This is a genomic window from Fundidesulfovibrio magnetotacticus (assembly GCF_013019105.1).
Lineage (GTDB): Bacteria > Desulfobacterota > Desulfovibrionia > Desulfovibrionales > Desulfovibrionaceae > Fundidesulfovibrio > Fundidesulfovibrio magnetotacticus.
The window spans coordinates 81003-100145 of sequence record NZ_BLTE01000014.1 but is presented as its reverse complement, the minus strand read 5'-3'; the positions used below and the strand labels follow the sequence as shown (position 1 = coordinate 100145).

Annotated in this window: 15 protein-coding genes and 1 tRNA gene; 2 read left to right on the top strand and 14 right to left on the bottom strand. The window is 67.5% G+C overall.

All coding sequences use genetic code 11. The features are described from left to right. Positions 1–149: 149 nt before the first annotated feature. The 7 genes from priA to ftsH all read right to left on the bottom strand — a co-directional run bounded on the left by priA (position 150) and on the right by ftsH (position 9537). On the bottom strand, positions 150–2519 hold the full coding sequence (priA, locus tag NNJEOMEG_RS14925) for a replication restart helicase PriA (protein WP_173085854.1): 2370 nt from the start codon (positions 2517–2519) through the stop codon (positions 150–152). A 122-nt stretch (positions 2520–2641) separates the two neighbouring features. Then, positions 2642–3508: a UTP--glucose-1-phosphate uridylyltransferase GalU gene (galU, locus tag NNJEOMEG_RS14920; protein ID WP_173085853.1), complete on the bottom strand. Its 867-nt coding sequence runs from the start codon at positions 3506–3508 to the stop codon at positions 2642–2644. A gap of 121 nt (positions 3509–3629) precedes the next feature. Then, positions 3630–4982 (bottom strand): phosphoglucosamine mutase, encoded by a 1353-nt coding sequence (gene glmM / locus NNJEOMEG_RS14915; RefSeq protein WP_173085852.1) that lies wholly within the window; start codon positions 4980–4982, stop codon positions 3630–3632. Between the two features lie 13 nt (positions 4983–4995). Further along, the gene (locus tag NNJEOMEG_RS14910; protein ID WP_173085851.1) at positions 4996–5895 is read right to left on the bottom strand and encodes a CdaR family protein; all 900 of its coding nucleotides are present in this window, start codon (positions 5893–5895) and stop codon (positions 4996–4998) included. Next, positions 5892–6671, bottom strand: a complete 780-nt coding sequence (locus tag NNJEOMEG_RS14905) for a diadenylate cyclase (RefSeq protein WP_235956988.1) — start codon at positions 6669–6671, stop codon at positions 5892–5894. The genes NNJEOMEG_RS14910 and NNJEOMEG_RS14905 overlap by 4 nt, the downstream gene beginning before the upstream one ends. After that, on the bottom strand, positions 6668–7549 hold the full coding sequence (gene folP, locus NNJEOMEG_RS14900; RefSeq protein WP_173085850.1) for a dihydropteroate synthase: 882 nt from the start codon (positions 7547–7549) through the stop codon (positions 6668–6670). Before folP ends, NNJEOMEG_RS14905 begins: the two co-directional genes overlap by 4 nt. A 53-nt stretch (positions 7550–7602) precedes the next feature. Further along, on the bottom strand, positions 7603–9537 hold the full coding sequence (gene ftsH, locus NNJEOMEG_RS14895) for an ATP-dependent zinc metalloprotease FtsH (RefSeq protein ID WP_173085849.1): 1935 nt from the start codon (positions 9535–9537) through the stop codon (positions 7603–7605). A 117-nt stretch (positions 9538–9654) separates the two neighbouring features. Here ftsH and NNJEOMEG_RS14890 point away from each other — a divergent pair. Further along, positions 9655–9747 (top strand) — tRNA-Sec (locus NNJEOMEG_RS14890). 13 nt (positions 9748–9760) lie between these two features. Here NNJEOMEG_RS14890 and argH read toward each other — a convergent pair. From argH to argF, 4 genes are all read right to left on the bottom strand, one after another. Then, a complete protein-coding gene (gene argH / locus NNJEOMEG_RS14885) occupies positions 9761–11161 on the bottom strand; it encodes an argininosuccinate lyase (protein WP_173085847.1) in 1401 nt (466 codons plus the stop codon). Positions 11162–11267: 106 nt separating this feature from the next. Beyond that, positions 11268–11645 (bottom strand): OsmC family protein, encoded by a 378-nt coding sequence (locus tag NNJEOMEG_RS14880; protein WP_173085845.1) that lies wholly within the window; start codon positions 11643–11645, stop codon positions 11268–11270. 114 nt (positions 11646–11759) lie between these two features. Next, entirely contained in the window at positions 11760–12953 is a 1194-nt protein-coding gene (locus NNJEOMEG_RS14875) for an argininosuccinate synthase (protein WP_173085843.1), read from the bottom strand. Then, complete coding sequence (gene argF, locus NNJEOMEG_RS14870; RefSeq protein WP_173085841.1) at positions 12954–13892, bottom strand: ornithine carbamoyltransferase; 939 nt, start codon at positions 13890–13892, stop codon at positions 12954–12956. Between the two features lie 220 nt (positions 13893–14112). On the opposite strand from argF, the gene NNJEOMEG_RS14865 reads away from it, so the two are divergent. Next, positions 14113–15174, top strand: coding sequence for a DUF6765 family protein (locus tag NNJEOMEG_RS14865; RefSeq protein ID WP_173085839.1), 1062 nt, complete (start codon positions 14113–14115; stop codon positions 15172–15174). Here NNJEOMEG_RS14865 and ybeY read toward each other — a convergent pair. The 3 genes from ybeY to NNJEOMEG_RS14850 form a co-directional block, all read right to left on the bottom strand. After that, the gene (gene ybeY, locus NNJEOMEG_RS14860; RefSeq protein ID WP_173085837.1) at positions 15171–15590 is read right to left on the bottom strand and encodes an rRNA maturation RNase YbeY; all 420 of its coding nucleotides are present in this window, start codon (positions 15588–15590) and stop codon (positions 15171–15173) included. The two genes, NNJEOMEG_RS14865 and ybeY, sit on opposite strands and share 4 nt — an antisense overlap. A gap of 307 nt (positions 15591–15897) precedes the next feature. Continuing rightward, positions 15898–18192 carry an HD family phosphohydrolase gene (locus tag NNJEOMEG_RS14855; RefSeq protein ID WP_173085835.1) on the bottom strand — a complete coding sequence of 765 codons (2295 nt, stop codon included), beginning with the start codon at positions 18190–18192 and terminating at the stop codon, positions 15898–15900. Further along, positions 18158–19141, bottom strand: a complete 984-nt coding sequence (locus NNJEOMEG_RS14850; protein WP_173085833.1) for a PhoH family protein — start codon at positions 19139–19141, stop codon at positions 18158–18160. The genes NNJEOMEG_RS14855 and NNJEOMEG_RS14850 overlap by 35 nt, the downstream gene beginning before the upstream one ends. Positions 19142–19143 lie beyond the last annotated feature (2 nt).

Genomic DNA, 19143 nt, shown 5'->3' with positions numbered 1-19143 from the left:
GAAGAAAGGACGGCGGCGTCCATCGGTTCCACCAACTACCGGGTGCCGTCCGGCCTCGATACGCCGGGCAGGTCCTGCCAGGGCGGCAGGGGCGCGACGGCATGGAGCGGGGGCGGGGGAACCGCTTGGGCGCGGGGTCGGCGGAGGCGCTACATCATGTCCACGGGGTCCAGGTCCAGGCTCAGGCGGGCGTCGTCCACGCCGCGCAGGGCCGCGCGCGCCAGGGCGAAGGCCCCCCGGATGGAAGGCCAGTCCGGGGCCTTGAGCAGGCAGTTGAAGCGTCGGCGCTCGCGCACCATGGCGATGGGCGCCGGCGCGGGGCCGAGCACCCGCACCCCGGGGGCCTGGCGCAACGCCCGGCCCAACTCGGCCAGCAGGGCCTGGGGCTCCTCGAAGGAGCGCGGCACGCTCAGCCGCGCGAGCCCCAGCTTCACGAAGGGCGGGTAGCCGTACTTGAGCCGCTTTTCGATCTCCTGGGCGAAGAAGCCCTCGTAGTCGGCGTTTTTCACCAGCTCCCAGAAGGGATCGTTCGGGATGCGCGTCTGGATGAGCACCCGCCCCGGCTTCTCTCCTCGCCCCGCGCGCCCCGCCACCTGCACGAGCATCTGGAAGGCGCGCTCCCGGGCGCGGTAGTCGGGCAGGTTCAGGCCCATGTCTCCGTCGGCGGCCACCACAAGGGTGACATCGGGAAAATCGTGCCCTTTGGTGAGCATCTGCGTGCCCACCAGCACCCGGGAGCGGCCCCGTGCGAAGTCCGCCAGGATGGCCTCGGCGCGCCCGGCCCGGCGGGCCACGTCGCGGTCCAAGCGCGCCACGGGGATCTCCGGGGGCAGCACGGCGGCCAGCTGCTCCTCCAGAAGCTCGGTGCCCTCGCCCATGGGCAGGAAGTTGCAGCCCCCGCACGACGCGCAGGGACGGGGAAAACCGAAGCTCTGCCCGCAGTAGTGGCACACCAGCCTCGAGCGCCCCTTGTGGTAGGTGAGCGACACCTCGCACCCCGGGCAGCGCGCCGCCTGATGGCAGTCCAGACAGAACACCAGGGGCGCGTAGCCCCGCCGGTTCAGGAGGATCATCGCCTGATCGCCCGCGTCCAGGGTCTCGCGCAGGAGCGCGGCGCTCTGCTCGGCCAGGAGCCCCACACCGCGCTCTCCGTCCAGGCGCGAGGCCAGCTGCACGGCCCGGTCCGAGGGGTTCAGGTCCACCAGCTCCACCGAGGGCAGGCGTCCGCCTCCGGCCCGGCGGGTCATGGCCACCAGGGGGGTGGCGCCCTCGCGGGCGGCATGGAAGGTCTTCACGTCGGGGGTGGCCGAGCCCAGCAGCAGGAGCGCCCCCTCCTGGCGCGCGCGGAAGAAGGCCACCTCTTTGGCCTGGTAGGCCATGCGCTCGTCCTGTTTGAAGGATTGGTCGTGCTCCTCGTCCAGGATCACCAGCCCCAGGCCGCGCAGCGGCAGGAAGAGGGCCGAGCGCGTGCCCACCACGAGGTGCGGTCCCCGGGCCTGGGCGGCTTCGCGGAAGACGCGCTCCCGGCGTGCCGGGGTCTGGTAGCCGTGGGAAAAGAGGGGCTCGTGGCCGAAGAAGGCGCAGGCCCTGTCGCGCAGGGCGGCGGCCAGTGCCACCTCGGGAGCCAGGAGCAGCACGTCGCGCCCGGCGGCAAGGGTCTGGGCCGCAAGTTCGAAATAGAGCCGCGTCTTGCCGCTTCCGGTGACGCCGTGCACGACGCGCTCACCGCCTGGTCCCGGCGGCAGCAGGGGCGAGAGGGCCTCGAAGGCGGCGCGCTGGTCCTCGGTGAGGGGAGCGCGGGCGTCGGGTTCGGTCTGGCAGGCCAGCTCCTCCGGCTCCTCGGGGGGCGGCCCCAGCACGATGTGCCCCTTGCCCTCCAGGGTCTTGAGGGCCTGGGACACGCCCGTCCCCAGGGCCTCGCGCAGCTGGGCGGCCGTGGCCTGATGGCGGGTGAAGAGCATCTCCAACACGGCCAGCTGCATGGACGCCGCCGGGCGCACGGGCCAGGGCGGGTCCACCAGGAGGCGATAGGCCGGATCGGGCTCGGCGGGGGCCACGTCCAGGCGGGCCTCGCCGCCGCGCCAGGCCACGGCGAGTTCGTCCAGGGGCACGGGGGATTCCGACAGCTTGCCCAGGGCGAGCTTGCGCATCCTGCCGTCGTGCCGGAAGCGCAGGAAGGCCCTGGCCGTGCGCAGTCCGGCGGGCAGGAGCGTGGCCAGCACCCGGCCCGCGGGCTCCATCTGCCGGGCGGCCAGGGTCTCGGCCATGGCCACGTAGCCGGGGGACAGCAGCGCCGAGAGTTCCAGGGGCCAGAGCACGTCGCGGGCCTCCACGCCCTCGGGCAGGGCCTCTTCCGGCCCCAGGACCACCCCCGCGCGCAGCGAGCCTCCCACGGGCACGGCCACGCGCAGCCCGGCCGGGAGCCCGCCCCCCGCGAAGCGCGGCGGCATCCGGTAGGTGTAGCTGGCGAAGGGCGGCGTGAGCAGGGCCACGCGCACGAGGGGGTAGTGGTCGGCCATGGGGTCGCCCTCCGTGGGGCGGCGTCAGGTTCTTGGGACGGTGCGCCTGGGGCTCCATACGGCTTCGCGCCGCGATCCGGCAAGCGGACGCGGCGCGAAGGAAGGTTTGCGCCCGGGCGCGGCTAGATGGGCATGAAGTCGCGCAGCTTGGCGATCAGGGGATAGCGCAGGTCTTCGTCCTGGAGGGCGAAGTAGATGTTGGCGGCCAGGTAGTCCACCCAGTCGCCGGCGTCGAAGCGCTGTCCGCGCAGCTTGGCGGCGATGAGCCTGCCGGACTTGGCCAGGCCCTTGAGGGCGTCGGTGAGCTGGTATTCGCCGTCGGGGCCGGGCTGGAGGGTTTCCAGGTGATCGAAGATGTCCGGGAAGAGCACGTAGCGGCCCACGATGGCCAGCTTGGAAGGGGCTTCGCTGGGTTTGGGCTTCTCCACCAGGTCGCGCACGCGGTAGAGCCCGGAGGAGAACTCGTCGGCCTCGATGATGCCGTAGCTGGACACCTTGTCCGCCGGCACCTCCATGACGCCCACCACGGCCATGTGCTCGGACTGGGCCACGTTGATGAGCTGCTTGATGCCCGGCTCCATGCTGAACATCAGGTCGTCGCCCACCATGACGGCGAAGGGCTCGTTCTTCACCACTTCCTTGGCGCAGAGCACGGCGTGGCCCAGGCCAAGCTGCTTCTTCTGGCGCACGGTGATGATGTTGGCCATCTCGGCGGTCTGGCGCACGGTTTTGAGCAGTTCGGTCTTGCCGGAACTCTCCAGGAGCTGCTCCAGGGCGAGGTTGTAGTCGAAGTGGTCCTCGATGATGGTCTTGTTGCGGTTGGTGACGAACACCACGTCCTTGAGACCGGCTGCCTGGGCCTCTTCCACCACATACTGCACCACCGGCTTCTTGAAGATGGGCAGCATTTCCTTGGGCACGTTCTTGGTGGCGGGCAGCGAACGGGTGCCCCACCCCGCCACGGGAACGACGACTTTCGAGATTTCCATCGACTCTCTCCTTCAAGGTCCGGGTCTGCCCGCACCAATGCCCCGGGCGGCTTCCGGGCCGTTTTGCTCCAAAGCAGGATTTTAGGAGAATCGCCCGTAATGTCCAGCGAATTCCCCGTGGCTAGCGAAGATGCTCCTTGAGCGTCTGGGCCAGGGATTCGGCCAGGGACTGCACCTGGGAGGCATCGGTGCCCTCCACCATCACGCGCGCCACGGACTCGGTGCCCGAGTAGCGCAGGAGCACGCGGCCCTTGCCCTGGAGCGCCGCCTCGGCCTCGCGCACGGCGTCGGCGACGGCCGGCACGGTCTCGAAGGGGATCTTGCGCTCCACGTGGACGTTGAGCAGCACCTGGGGATAGGGCTCCAGCTGGTGGGCCAGCTCCGAGAGGGGCTTGCCCCGCTCCAGCATGATGCGGATGAGCTGCAGGGCCGCCAGGGTACCGTCGCCCGTGGTGGCGTGGTGGCGGAAGATGATGTGGCCGGACTGCTCGCCCCCCAGGATCGCGCCCTCGCGCTCCATGGCCTCGAAGACGTAGCGGTCGCCCACGGCGGTGCGCAGGAGTCTGCCGCCGCGCTCGCGCATGAACACCTCCAGGGCCATGTTGCTCATCACCGTGGCCACCAGAAGGTTGCCGGGCAGGTGGTTCTTTTCCATCATGTCCTGGGCGCAGATGGCCATGATCTGGTCGCCGTCCAGGATGGCCCCTTTTTCGTCCACCATGATCACGCGGTCGGCGTCGCCGTCCAGGGCGATGCCCACGTCCGCGCCGGTTTCGCGCACCATGCGCGCGGTCACCTCGGGATAGAGCGAGCCCACCTTGCGGTTGATGTTCATGCCGTCGGGGTCCACGCCCAGCTTGATCACCTTGGCGCCCAGCTCCTCGAACACCAGGGGCGAGACGCGGTAGGCCGCGCCGTTGGCGCAGTCCATGACCACCTTGAGCCCGTCGAGCTTGAGCTCCGAGCGGATGGTGGATTTGAGATAGACGTTGTAGCGGCCGGGAGAGTCCTCGATTTTGAAGGCGCGGCCCACGTCCTCGGGAGCTGGGAACTCCCAGCTGTCCTCTTCGGCCAGGACGCGATCGGCGATGCGGTCCTCGGCCTCGTCGGGCAGCTTGAAGCCGCGGCGGTCGAAGAACTTGATGCCGTTGTCCATGTAGGGATTGTGCGAGGCGGAGATCACCACGCCCACGTCGGCGCGCATGGAGCGCGTGAGGAAGGCGATGGCCGGCGTGGGCAGAGGCCCCACCAGGAACACGTCCATGCCCGAGGCGCAGAAACCCGAGGCCAGGGCGTACTCGAAAATGTAGCCCGAAAGCCGCGTGTCCTTGCCGATGACCACGCGGTGACGGCCCTTGCCGTTGCGGAAATGCGCTCCGGCGGCCAGCCCAAGGCGCAGGGCCACCTCGGGGGTCATGGGGTGGATGTTCACCTGGCCGCGCAAGCCGTCGGTTCCGAAGAGGCGCTTTTTCATGGGGTCTCCCGTATCATTTCACCAGCACCGTCACCTTTTCGGGTCTGGCCTGGATGAGTTCGCAGCCCTGGGGCAGGGTCACGCGGTAGGTTGTCTCGTGGCGGCCCGGGGCCAACCCGGGCGGCATCTCGACGAAGGCGTCCACAAGGCCGCGCCAGGCCCCTTCGCGAAGCAGCGGCAGGGGCGCGCGCAGGCGCAGCATCACGCTCTCGGGCGACACGTGCGCCACATGCCCCGATGCGCCAGCCACCCGCACCGGGACCTCCACGGCGGCCTCGCGCGTGAGCAGCTGATAGTTCACCTGGGCGCGCACCGAGCGGGGCTGGGCCTCCACCTGCTCGGGCAGCACGAGATTCACGGGGGTCTCGAGGCGGCCCGTGCCGTCCTCCGGCAGCGTGATGGGCTGCACCGGCACGAAATCGATGCCCTTCACCACCGACTCGGGTCCCGAGACCGTCACCTGGGACGGCTCCACGGACCCGGAAAGCTTGTAGTCGCGTTGCGCGCCGTCGCGGAAGGCCAGACGCACGGGCACGGCCCTGGCGAGGCGGCGCTCCACCTCCAGTTCCAGGCGCGAGGGGCGCACCTCCACCACCTCGAACAGCTTGGAGACCGGGATGCTCTCGGGCGCGATGACCACCGTGTTGGCCCCGGGCGCGAGCTTGCGCGCGTCCAGGGTGTAGACCAGCTCGCTGGGGTCGAGCTTGCGCACGAGGCCCTTGGGGCCACGCACCAGCACGTCCAGGTAGTCGCGGGGCGCTCCGCGCAGCACCAGGCCCTCGGCAAGCCCGGCGGTTTCGATGCGCACGCGCACCCAGGTGTCCACCCGCTCGCGTCCCGTGACCAGATACCACGAAAGCACCGCCAACAGAAGAGCCAACAGCCAGTCGTACCCCACGCGCCGCACGTTCATGCCCGGCCCGCCCATTCGCGTTCCAGCAGGGAGACCAGGGCCTCCCGGTCAAGGGGCTCGGACACGGCGCCGCCCTGGGCCGCGCGGACCTCGCCGCGCTCTTCGGAGACCACCAGCGCCAGGGCGTCGGTGTCCTCGGTGACGCCCGCCGCCGCGCGGTGGCGCGTGCCGAACTGGGAAGGCAACGTCCGGGAGGCGGCAAGGGGCAGGATGCAGCCCACGGCGGCCACGTCGCCCCCGCGCGCCACCACCGCGCCGTCGTGCAGGGGGCTCTCGTGGTGGAACACCGCCAGGAGCACGTCGCGCGTGAGCCGCGTGGAGAGCTCCACGCCGCGCGCGGCCACGTCGCCCAGAGGCACGCCCCGCTCCAGCACCACCAGCGCGCCCACCCTGCGGCGCGCCAGCTCCAGCAGCGCGTCCGCAAGGAGCTCCACCTCCGCCTCCAGCCCGCCGCGCCGGGGCCTGGCCCCGCCGAACCAGCGCAGCCCCACCTGGGAGAGCGCCTTGCGGATGTCGGCCTGGAAGAGGATGACCATCACCAGAAAGAACGAACCCAGGAAGTTGGCCAGGAGCCAGTGCAGGGTGAAGAGGCCGAACTCGCCGGAAAGATAGTAGGCCAAAAGCACCACGATGACCCCGTGGATCACCGATACGGCCCGCGTTCCGCGCACCAGGAGCATCACCCGGTGGAACACCACGGCCACCAGGAAGATGTCCAGGAGCTCGCGCCAGCCCACGGGCAGGAAGGCCGGAAGGACGTCCAACCAGTGGTTCACGTCATGGCCTCCACCAGCTTCAGGGCCTGCGCCGCCCCGGCCGCGTCGTGCACGCGGTGCGCCCAGGCCCCGTTGCGCCAGGCCAGGGCCGTGGCCACCTGGGTGGCCGGGCCGCGCCCGTCCACCTGAAGCCCCAGAAGCCCCCCGAGGAACGACTTGTTGGAAAGCCCCATGAGCAACGGCCTGCCGAAGCCGGCGAAGAGCGGAAGCCCGCGCAGAAGCGTCAGGTTGTGCTCCAGGGTCTTGCCGAAGCCGATGCCCGGGTCCAGCACGATGCGCTCCTCCGGGAGCCCGGCGTTCACCAGCATGGCCAGGCCCACCTCGAAGAAGCGGGCCACCTCGGCCAGCACGCTGCCGTAGCCGGGGCGCACCTGCATGGTGCGCGGGTCGCCCTGGGAGTGCATGAGCACGTAGCCGGGCCTGTGCTGGGCCAGCACGTCCAGGAGGCCCGGATCGGCCGTGCAGGCCGACACGTCGTTGACGATGACGGCCCCGGCCTCCAGGGCCAGGGCGGCCACGTGGGCCTTGGTGGTGTCCACGGAGACCGCCGCGCCGGGCCTGCGCGCCAGGATGCCCCGCACCACCGGGAGCACGCGGCGCTCCTCCTCGTCGGCGTCCACGGGCTGGGCGAAGGGCCGGGTGGACTCCCCGCCCACGTCCGCCACGTCGGCGCCGTGGTCCAGCATGTCCAGGGCGTGGTCCACGGCGGCCTCGGGGCCCGGAAAGCGCCCGCCGTCGGAAAAGGAGTCGGGCGTGGCGTTGACGATGCCCATCACCAGATGCGGCGACGGCCCAAGAACCCGTCCGTTCAGGACGGTCCAGCTGGAAGGCCGCGAGGCTTTCGCCTCGCGGCCGGTATGATGACGCGATTCGCTCATGGGCGGGAGCGCCGCCGGAGAAGGGTCGGCGCGGTGTTCAGCATGGGGCCTGTCTAACGGCCGGAGTCCTTGTCGCCGGGCTCGCCGGGGGCGTCTGCCGGAGGCGGGGCGTCGGCGGGGATGTCCCCGGCGGCCGGGGTCTCGGAGGCCTTGGGCGCGGCCGGGGGCGGCACGTCGGCCTTGATCTCTACGGGGGGCAGCTCCTCGCCCTTCATGAGCAGGTCGATGTCGGCCCCGGAGATGGTTTCGCGCTCCAGGAGGGCTTTGGCGATGGCATGGAGGTGCTCGATGCTCCCGGTGAGGAGTTCTTTGGCGCGGGCGTGGCAGCCCTCCACGATGGAGCGGACCTCCATGTCGATCTGGCGGGAGGTGTCCTCGGAGAAGTTCTTGTGGGCCACCATGTCGCGTCCCAGGAAGATCTCCTCGTCCTTCTCGCCGTAGCTCAGGGGGCCGAGCTTTTCGCTCATGCCCCACTTGCAGACCATCTTGCGGGCCATGTTGGTGGCGCGCTCGATGTCGTTGCCCGCGCCGGTGGTGAGCTGGTCCAGCACCACTTCTTCGGCCACGCGTCCGCCCATGAGCATGACGATGGAGTTGATCAGGTAGGTTTTGGAATAGGTGTGGCGGTCGTCCTCGGGCAGCTGCATGGTCACGCCCAGGGCGCGGCCGCGCGGGATGATGGAGACCTTGTGGATGGGGTCGGAGCCTTCGATGAGCTTGGCCACCAGGGCGTGTCCGGCCTCGTGGTAGGCGGTGGTGCGCTTCTCCTCGTCGGAGAGGATGAGGCTGCGCCGCTCCTTGCCCATGAGCACCTTGTCCTTGGCCATCTCGAAGTCGGCCATGACCACCTTGTCGCGGCCGAGCTTGGCGGCGGAGAGGGCGGCCTCGTTGACGAGGTTCTCCAGGTCCGCTCCGGAGAAGCCCGGGGTGCCCTTGGCGAGCACGTCCAGGTTCACGGAGCCGTCCACGGGGGTGCGGCGGGTGTGCACTTCCAGGATGCGCTTGCGGCCGCGCAGGTCGGGCGTGGGCACCACCACCTGGCGGTCGAAGCGGCCGGGGCGCAGGAGCGCGGGGTCGAGCACGTCGGGGCGGTTGGTGGCGGCGATGAGGATGACGCCCTCGTTGGACTCGAAGCCGTCCATCTCCACGAGCAGCTGGTTGAGGGTCTGCTCGCGCTCGTCGTGTCCGCCGCCCAGGCCCGCGCCGCGCTGACGGCCCACCGCGTCGATTTCGTCGATGAAGATCAGGCAGGGGGCGTTCTTCTTGCCCTGGACGAAGAGGTCGCGCACGCGGGCCGCGCCCACGCCCACGAACATCTCCACGAAGTCGGAGCCGGAGATGGAGAAGAAGGGCACGCCCGCCTCGCCGGCCACGGCGCGCGCCAGGAGGGTCTTGCCCGTGCCGGGGGAGCCCACCAGGAGCACGCCCTTGGGGATGCGCCCGCCCAGACGGGTGAACTTCTTGGGGTCGGAGAGGAACTGAACGATCTCTGAAAGTTCCTCCTTGGCCTCGTCCACGCCCGCCACGTCCTGGAAGGTGACGCGCTGGGTGTCCTGGTTGATGAGCCGGGCACGCGAGCGGCCGAAGCTCATGGCCTTGCCGCCTCCGCCCTGCATCTGGCGCATGAAGAAGATCCACACGGCGATGAGCAGAAGCATGGGGAACCAGGAGACGAAGATGCTCACGTACCAGGGCGACTCTTCCTCGGGCTCCACGCGCACCTGGATTTTGTTGTCCAGGAGGGTTTTGACGAGGTTGGGGTCGTAGGGGGCGTAAGTGCCGAAGCGGTGGTTGTCGCTGGTGACGCCCTCGATGCGGTTGCCCTGCATCTTCACGGCCGTGATCTCGCCGGAGGTGGCCTTCTTGAGGAAGTCGGAATAGGCGAGTTTGGACGCCTGGGGGGGCTGTTGGTTCAACAGGTTGAACAGGACGATCATGACAAGGCAGATGACCGCCCAGATGCCCAGGTTCTTGGTGAAATTGTTCAAGTCTGCTCCTCCGCGGAGTTTCCCGCTCCAGCACAGGTAACACTTCGGCCTTGGGCTGTCCATGCGCCCGAGGTTGTATTCATGAGGATTTAAGGTTATGAGGGGTGTTCCCCGGACGGAAGCGTATCGTCACCGGTGTGGCGCCTGGACTTCAAATCCAGTGGAAGGCTCATCCCCTTCGGTAGGTTCGACCCCTATACGCTTCCGCCACCCTTCTCCCGGCCTACGCCCCCTTTTCCAGTTCCAGCAGCCACTTCTCCAGCGCCGCGATCTGCTCCTCGACCCGTTCCGGGGCCGTGCCGCCGGGCGTGTCGCGGCGCTTCACGGCCGTCTCGTACTGGAGCACCTCGGCCACGTCCGGGCCGATCTTGTCGCACAGACCGCGCAGCTCCTCCAGCGAGAGGTCTTCGAGCCCCCGGCCGGACTTCTCCGCCAGGGCCACGGCGGAGCCCGCCACGTGGTGCGCCTCGCGGAAGGGCACGCCCCGCGCCGCCAGGTAGTCCGCCAGTTCCGTGGCGTTCAGGAAGCCCAGCTTCAGGGCCTGGCGCATCTTCTCGGGCCTAAAGCCCATGGCCTGCATCATCTCGGCCATGATGGCCAGCGAATCGCTCACCGTGCGGTCGGCGTCGAAGAAGGGCTCCTTGTCCTCCTGCATGTCCCGGTTGTAGGCCAGGGGCAGGCCCTTCATGATGGTCATGAGCGTGAAGAGCGCCCCGTAAACCCTCCCCGTCTTGCCGCGCATCAGTTCGGCCACGTCGGGGTTCTTCTTCTGGGGCATGATGGAGCTGCCAGTGGCGTAGGCGTCGGGCAGGGCCACGTAGCCGAAGTTGGGGTTGGCCCAGAGGATCAGCTCCTCGCAGAGGCGCGAGAGGTGCATCATCACCGTGGTCCCCACGAAGAGGGCCTCCAGGGCGAAGTCGCGGTCGGACACGGCGTCCAGGCTGTTCCGGAAGGTCCCGTTGAGCTGCAGCTCCTCCGCCACGGAGGCCGGGTCCAGGGGGAAGGTGGTGCCCGCCAGGGCCGCCGCGCCCAGGGGCGAAACGGCCGCGCGCTTCAGGGCGTCGCGGCAGCGCTCATGGTCGCGCCGGAACATCCAGGCGTAGGCCAGCAGGTGGTGGCCCAGGCTCACGGGCTGGGCGGGCTGGAGGTGCGTGGTCCCGGGCAGCAGGGTCTCGGCGTGCTCGCCCGCGCGGCCGGCCAGCACCTTCACCAGGGCGGCCAGCAGTTCGCTCCACACTTCCAGGCGCGCGCTCACGAAGAGGCGGAAGTCCAGACAGACCTGATCGTTGCGCGAGCGGCCGGTGTGCAGCTTCTTACCGGGCTCTCCGATCAGCTCGGTGAGCCGGGCCTCGATGTTCATGTGCACGTCTTCCAGGCTTTCCTTCCATTGGAAAGTTCCCGCGTGGATTTCGCCCAGCACCAGGTCCAGCCCGGCCACGATCTTATTGGCGTCCTCCTGGCCGATGATGCCCTGGCGGGACAGCATGCGCGCGTGGGCCTTGGACCCGGCGATGTCCTGGGCGTAGAGGGCCTTGTCGTAGCGCACGGAGCCCGTGTAGCGCTCGACGATCTTGGAGGTGGGCTCGGCGAAGCGGCCGCCCCAGGGCTTGGACGAAGTGGACATGTGGGCCTCCGTGGGCCTTGCGATGCGTTCAAAGAAAAGGGCGGCAAGGCCGCCCGGGTACTCGTTCGATTCCCGAAGACGGGAGCACAAGAAGCCGCTTGCGGCCTCAAACCCGCGTGAAGACCATTTCCCGCTTGAGCGTCTTGTGCACGGGGCAGGCCGAGATGGCCTTGAGCAGGCGCTCGCGCTGCTCGGGCGTGATGTCGCCCTGGTGTTCCACGCTGTATTCGAACACGGCCTTGGCCGGATCGTCGCGCCGCAGCGTGACCGTGGCCTTCACCCCTTCCAGGGGGATGTCGTGCTTTTTCGCGTACATCCGGCTAATGATCACGATGCAGTTGGCAAGGGCGGCTTCCAGCAGGTCGTGCGGGGAGAAGCCCGCGGCCGCGCCGCCGTGCTCCGGGGTGGTGTCGGAGAGGGCTTCGTGCGTGCCGTCGCTGAAGCGCGCGAGGTAGTCCTGTTCCAGGCTCTGGCTGACGATCATGCTTACTCCTTGGGCAGCGTCCCAGCGAAGCAACCGCCGGGGTCCGGGGGGAGGCTCTCCCCCCGGCGGGTGCAGGGCGCCGCCCTGCCGGGGTCCGGGGCAGCGCCCCGCCGCTTACATCTTCTTGTAGCCCCTCAGCCTCAGCCCCTGCAGCCTGATGAAGCCCGTGGCGTCGGACTGGTCGTAGACCGAATCCTCCTCGAAGGTCACCAGCTCCATGTTGTAGAGGCTGTTGGGGGACTTGCGGCCCACGGGGGTGGCCTGCCCCTTGTAGAGCTTCAGACGCACCACGCCGCTCACGCGCTCCTGGCTCTTGTCGATGAGGGCCTGCACGGCCTCGCGCTCGGGGGCGTACCAGAAGCCGTAGTAGACCATCTCGGCGTAGCGCGGGATGAGCGAGTCGCGGATGTGCATCACTTCGCGGTCCATGGTGATGCCCTCCAGGTCGCGGTGGGCGGTGTGGATGATGGTGCAGCCCGGGGTCTCGTAGACGCCGTGGGATTTCATGCCCACGAAGCGGTTCTCCACCATGTCCAGGCGTCCCACGCCGTGCTTGCCGCCGATCCTGTTGAGCTCGCGGATCAGGGAGGCCGGGGTCATGTTGATGCCGTTGAGGGCCACGGGATTGCCCTTGTCGAATTCCAGCTCGATGTATTCGGGCTCGTTGGGGGCGTCCTCGGGCCGGGCGCAGAGCAGGTAGCTGTGGGGACCGGGCTCGTTCCAGGGGTCTTCCAGCTCGCCGCCCTCGAAGGAGAGGTGCATGAGGTTGCGGTCGCAGCTGTAGGGCTTCTCCTTGGTGACGGGCACGGGGATGCCGTTCTCCTGGGCGAAGGCCATGAGGTCGGCGCGGCCCTTGAAGTCCCACTCGCGCCAGGGGGCGATGGTCTTGAGCTGGGGGGCCAGGGCCATGGCGGTGAGCTCGAAGCGCACCTGGTCGTTGCCCTTTCCGGTGGCCCCGTGGGACACGGCCTGCGCGCCCTCCGCCAGGGCGATTTCCACCATGCGCTTGGCGATGAGCGGCCGCGCGATGGAGGTGCCCAGCAGGTAGCGGCCCTCGTAGACCGCGCTGGCGCGCAGGATGGGGAACACGAAGTCCCTGGCGAACTCCTCGCGCAGGTCGTCGATGTAGGCCTTGGTGGCCCCGGTGCGCAGGGCCTTTTCCTCCAGGCCGTCCAGCTCTTCTTCCTGTCCCAGGTCGGCGGTCATGGTGATGACCTCGCACTGGTAGGTCTTCTTGATCCACTTGAGGATGACCGACGTGTCCAGGCCACCGGAATAGGCCAGGACCACCTTCTTGATGCTGCTCATTTAGATCTCCGCGAGAGTGTAGGGAACGTTGGATTCCTGCCCGGAATAGACCCACTCCAGGATGGCCTTCTGGATGTGCAGGCGGTTCTCGGCCTGATCCCAGACGATGGACGCCGGGGATTCGAAGACCTCCGCCGTGACTTCCTCGCCCTGGTGGGCGGGCAGACAGTGCATGAACTTCGCGCCGGGCGCGGCCAGGGCCATGGCCGCCGCGTCCACGCGGTAGGACTCGAAGACCTTCATGCGTTCGGCCGCCTCGGACTCCTGGCCCATGGAGGCCCACACGTCGGTATTGACGAAATGCGCGCCCTTCACGGCCTGGGCCGTGTCGCGCACGAGCGAGACCCGCGCGCCCTGGGCCAGGGCGGCGTCCAGCACGCCCTGCATGGGGTCGTAGCCTTCGGGGCAGGCCAGGGCCAGTTCGAAGCCGAACACGGCCGCGGCGTTGATCCAGGAATTGGCCATGTTGTTGCCGTCGCCCACCCAGGCCACCTTGGTCTTCTCCAGGTTGGCGCCGCGCTCGGTCATGGTCATCACGTCGCCCAGCACCTGGCAGGGGTGGAAGTCGTCCGAGAGCGCGTTGACGATGGGTATGGAAGACTTGGCCCACATGCGGGTGAGCTTGGAGTGCTCGAACGTGCGCATCACCAGGCCGTCCACGTAGCGCGAAAGCACGCGGATGGTGTCTTCCACGGGCTCGGAGCGGCCCAGCTGGGAGTCGTGCTGCGTCATGTAGATGGTGGAGCCGCCCAGGTGACGCACCGCCATCTCGAACGAGACGCGGGTGCGCGTGGACGCCTTCTCGAAGATGAGCGCGACGGTGCGCCCCTCCAGCAGATCGGAGCGGTACTTGGCCTGTTTCATCCAGATGGCCCGGGCGACGGCGGCGTGCGCTTCGGCGCGGGTCATGTCGTGGATTTCTAGGAACTTTCTGGGCATGGAGGCCTCCACGGATTCGCTTGACCAAAAGCGACCGATTAGCCCCAGGAACGGGCAATGTAAAGAGGGAGGCGATGTCCCCTCAAGCCTGGCGTCGACGCTCACGCAGCAGGCTCGCCCCCAAGACTGACAGATATCTGGATATCGAATCAATTCAAACAACGTTTCCAACATTCACAGAACAAGCTTATAATTACACAAACAAAGGGAGGGCAACGCGATGCAAAAAGACTTCCACCACGCCATCACCTACATCCTGTCCCGCTGGGCCGGGTTCGGCCATCAGGACGCCGAAATCATCGCCTATGCGGCCCAATACGTCGACGACTCGACGTACATGGGGACCGTCCGGTTCGATGAAGGGCAGATGTACCTGAGAACGGCTTCCGCCCACGATATCCTCGACTTGCGCAACGCCGACAAGGCCAAGGACGTGAGGACCTGGGTTCCGTTTCACTTTCTGCCTGGGAACTGCGGCGTCCCGCGCGACCAGCATTGCGGGAAGAGTTTCAAAGAGCGCCTGATTTGCCTGGCGAACAGCCCCGTGGCCCAAGACATGCTGGCCGAATGTCTGCGTCGCAAGGATTCACCGCACGCACTCCATCGCCTCGGCATCACCATGCACGTTTACGCGGACACCTGGGCTCACCAGAACTTCGCCGGACTGGACGCCGAGGTGAATGACGCATCGGATCTGGAAGTATTGAAACCGTCGGGATACATTGACCTGATGGATGAGCTTGCCACCAAGCTCCCGACAAAACTCGGACACGCTCAGGTCAGTTCATGTCCGGACCTCCCTTACATCGAATGGGAGTACAGCAACTGGCAAGGGGACAAACAGCCCCCTATAGACAATGCATCGCGTCTTGCCGATGCGGCCGACAAGATGCTGAGCTTCATGAAACAATGGAGGAGCAGCGGCCAACAACCGGCCACACAGGGGCTGACCACGCAAGAACGCCAGTTCCTGATCAACAAATTCAAAGAGATCCAGCACAAAGACGCCGACAAAAGACATGCAGCGTGGCTGGAAATGATCAAGCTCGGAACCGTACCCGGCATCAGCGGCGTGCCCCTCAACTACGCAAAGGATGGCCAGAACTCCTGGAAGTTCCTTGCCCTCGGCACCAATAACGAACAGACAATCATTTCTAACTTGCTCGGCTTCGATCCGGCATTCATGGCATCCAACTGGAAGCTATTCCACGACGCGCTCCAGTTCCACAGACTGTACGTGCTCAACGAACTCTTACCGTCATACGGCATCTGCGCGGCCTAGCGCAGGGCCGCCACCCCCAGGTCCGTCAGTTCGTCCATCACCTGGCCGTGCTCGTGCCCGGCCAGGTGCAGCAGGCCGTGCGCCAGGAGCCGCGCCAGGTGTTCGCGCGGCTCCTGCCCGTAGAGCGCCGCCTCGCGCGAGAGGGTGTCCACGCCCAGGGCCAGCTCGCCCAGGTAGTCGGGACGCTCCGCGTCCTCCGCGGGAAACGACAGGATGTTCGTGGGCCCCGGCAGCCCCAGGAACTCCCCGTTCAGCCGCGCCATCTCAGCGTCGTCCACGCAGCGCAACTCCACCGAAGCGCCGGAAAGACCCAGCGCCTCCATCAGGCGCTCCATGAGCGGCGTCAACTCAGACCGGGAGAGCGGCAGGGTTGGATCAAGGAACGCGCCCTGCTCCACCCAGATCGTCGAACGCATGAATCGTCTCCTTTGCACAGCGAGAAACACACTCGCCACGGCTGTTGCCGGGCCTCTGCGCAGAGGCCCGGCAAAGGCAACACGGTCCTTCCCGGTGAAGCCCGCGACGCGGAGAGGGAGTGCAGAGGGCGTAGCCCTTTGCCCGCCGGAGGCATATTCCCCGACCGCGCACCCGCTCCACGTCTGTCGAATCTCCCGCCGTCGCGAAGCAAGGTGGGATTCCAAAGGGCGTAGCCCTTTGGCCGCCGGAGGCATCTTTCCCTACGGCCTGACCGCCCTGCCCCGCCCTTGCCGCGTCAACCCGGCACTACGCCGCTTTTTCGGGCGCGGCGTTCTTGTCGCCGTTCTCTTTGTCCTTGTTTTTGGACTTGTCGAGGTTGGGGTATTCGATGCGGTGGTGGAAGATGCCGGTGAGGATCTTGTGGAAGGTTTCGGAGGCCTGGGTGAGGTCCTTGAGGGTCAGTTCGGAGCCGTCGAGTTCGCCCTCGTTGTAGAGCTTGCGCATGATGGACTGGATATGCCCCCGGATGCGGCTGGGGGTGGGGTCCACGAGGGTGCGGCTGGAGGCCTCGATGGCGTCGGCAAGCATGATGATGCCCGCCTCTTTGGACTGGGGCTTGGGTCCCGGGTAGCGGAACTCTTCCTCGCGCACGGGTTCTTCGCCTTTGGCTTCGGCCTGTTCCTGGGCCTTGTGGTAGAAGTAGGCGATGAGGGTCATGCCGTGGTGCTGTCCGATGAGGCTTGCGATCTCGTCGCCCAGCTTGTGCTCGCGCGCCAGTTCCACGCCCTTCTTGACGTGGGAGATGAGGATGAGGGCGCTCATGGAGGGCGAGAGCTTGTTGTGCTTGTTTTCCTTGCCGTAGAGATTCTCGATGAAATACTGGGGATTCTTGAGTTTTCCGATGTCGTGATAGAGGGCGGCCACCTTGGCCAGCAGCGCATTGGCCCCCACGGCGCGCGCTGCGGCCTCGGCCATGTTGGCCACGATGACGGAGTGGTGGTAGGTGCCCGGGGCCGAGACCATGAGTTCCTGGAGCAGCGGCTGTTCCAGGTTCATGAGTTCCATGAGCCTGAAGCGCGAGGTGTAGCCGAAGACAAGCTCCAGGATGGGGCTCAACCCCAGCACCAGGAGCAGGGAGAAGACGGCGTTGAAGGCGGCGTGGACGCCGCCGGCCAGGGTGAGCTCTCCGGCGTTGTCCTGGACGAGGGCGATGCCCAGCCAGGAGACCACGCAGAGGGCGGCCAGGGGCAGGATGGAGCGCAACACGTCCTGGCGGGTTTCGCAGTCGCGGATGATGCTCGCGTAGACCAGCCCGCCCAGCATGTAATAGCTGAAAAGATAGAGATTCCCGCCCACCTCGTTGGTGACCAGATAGGAGAGCAGGAGCACGGCGAAGGAGCACAGGGCCTGCGGGAGGAACATGGCGAGCACGCCTGCGGCTCCGGCCACGGGCAGGCCGAAGGCCACCTGTCCGGTCTTGAGGAAGACGGGGAGGTGCGCCTCGGAGATGCGCGCCAGTTCCACGAACTTGGCCAGAAGCACGAAAAAGGCGGTGACGGCGGCCAGGGTGAGCCAGTCGCGGTTGGAGACGGCGCGGATGCCGGATTTTTTGCCGTGGGAGAGGTGCAGGAGCACAAAGAAGAGGCAGGAGAGCAGGAAGGTGCCGGGGATGGCCAGGGGTTTGAGGAAGCTGCCCCTGTGGGCGTAGAGGGCCTGGAGCTTGCTCTGCTGGTCGGCGGTGACGCGTTCGCCCTGGCGTACGATCATCTCGCCTCGGTGGATGCTGGCGTAGACGGGCTCCATGGACTCGACGATCTCGCGTTTGCGCTCCTGGGTGAGGCCCTGGTTGTAGACGATGCTGGGCACGAGATAGGGCCCGGTCAGGGCGAAGACGGCCTTGCGCACGCGGATGTTCTTCTTGAGATCCCGCCGCAGGAGCTGGTCGAGTTCTTCCTTGAGGCGTTCCATGTCGAGCACGGCGGGGCCTTCCAGGTGGAGGGTCTCCATGCCGGAGGGCAGCTCGCGCAGCAGCACCCCCTGCTTGTAGGGGGCGAACATGATGGGGTTGGCCGCCACGCCCCTGGCGTAGGCCTCCCTGAGCCAGGGAAGGACCTGGAGGGTCACGACGTCCTGGAATTCCTGCGATCGCCAAGTGGAGAACGTGTCGCGGGAGATCTCGACGTTGAGGTCCTCGGAGATGGAGGCACGCAACTTCTCCTGGTCTTCCTCGTTGCGTTTGACCAGGGCGAGGATGCCCAGGACGTTCTTGGAAAGCAGCTCGAAGGGATCGAGACTCAGGTCGAAGACGGGCGGCTGGTTGTTGGAGACCTGCTCGCGCTTGCGCTTGGTGGCTTCGCGGTCCTCGTAGCGCAGGGTCTGCTCGGCGGTGACGTCCTGCGAGGCCACCTCCCCGGCCAGGAAGACCTTGACCGGGGAGGAGAAGCGCACGGAGGAAAGGACGCTCGCGCCCAGGATGACCGCCAGGAATACATAGAACCCCCAGGAGAGGCTCTCGCAGGGTTTTCCGGGCAGGCAGGGGGCGCAGCCCTTGGAAGCGGCCTGGCAGCTAGGCTTCTTCAGGCGGCTGAGTATGCCGTTCATAGGCTTGAACGATCCGGCCCACCAGGGGGTGGCGGATCACGTCCTCCTCCGTGAAGGTGACGAACGTAAGGCCCTGCACGCCCGCGAGGACGCGGCGGGCTTCGATGAGGCCCGAGGGCGCGCCGCGCGGCAGGTCGACCTGGGTCACGTCCCCGGTAACCACCGCTTTGGACCCGAAGCCGATCCGCGTCAAGAACATCTTCATCTGTTCGGGGGTGGTGTTCTGGGCCTCGTCGAGGATGATGAAGGCGTCGTTGAGCGTACGCCCGCGCATGAAGGCCAGGGGGGCCACCTCGATGACGCCTTCGGCCAGCATGGCGGCCACGCGCTGGTAGTCGAGCATGTCGTGGAGGGCGTCGTAGAGGGGGCGCAGGTAGGGGTTGACCTTTTCGGCCAGGTCGCCCGGGAGGAAGCCCAGCTTCTCGCCCGCCTCCACGGCCGGACGGGTGAGGATCAGGCGTTTGACGCGCCGCGCCAGGAGGTCGCCCACGGCGGCGGCCACGGCCAGATACGTCTTGCCGGTGCCCGCGGGGCCAATGCCGAAGGTGAGGTCGCTGGAGCGGATCGCGCCCAGGTATTCGCGCTGGACGAAGGTTCGCGGGGTGATGGTCTTCTTGGGGGCCACCAGGAAGGCGTCTTCCTCGAAGACCTTGGCCAGGGGGGCGTCGGGGTCGCGGCTGATGCGCCCGAGCACGGGCTCGATGTCGCGGGGGTAGACGGGCACGCCCTTCTTGAGCATGCCGTAGAGCCGCACCATGGCCTCGGCCACCTGGTCGATGAGTTCGACGGTCTCTCCGCGCAGGGTAAGCACGGCCCCGCGCGAGTTGGCGTGCACGCCGGTCTTTTCCGAGACGAAGGCCAGGTTGGCGTTGTGGGGGCCGAAGAGATCCCTGGCCAGCTCCGGGTCGTCGAATTCGAGCTTGCGGGCGAAGCCGCTCTGTCTTGGCATCG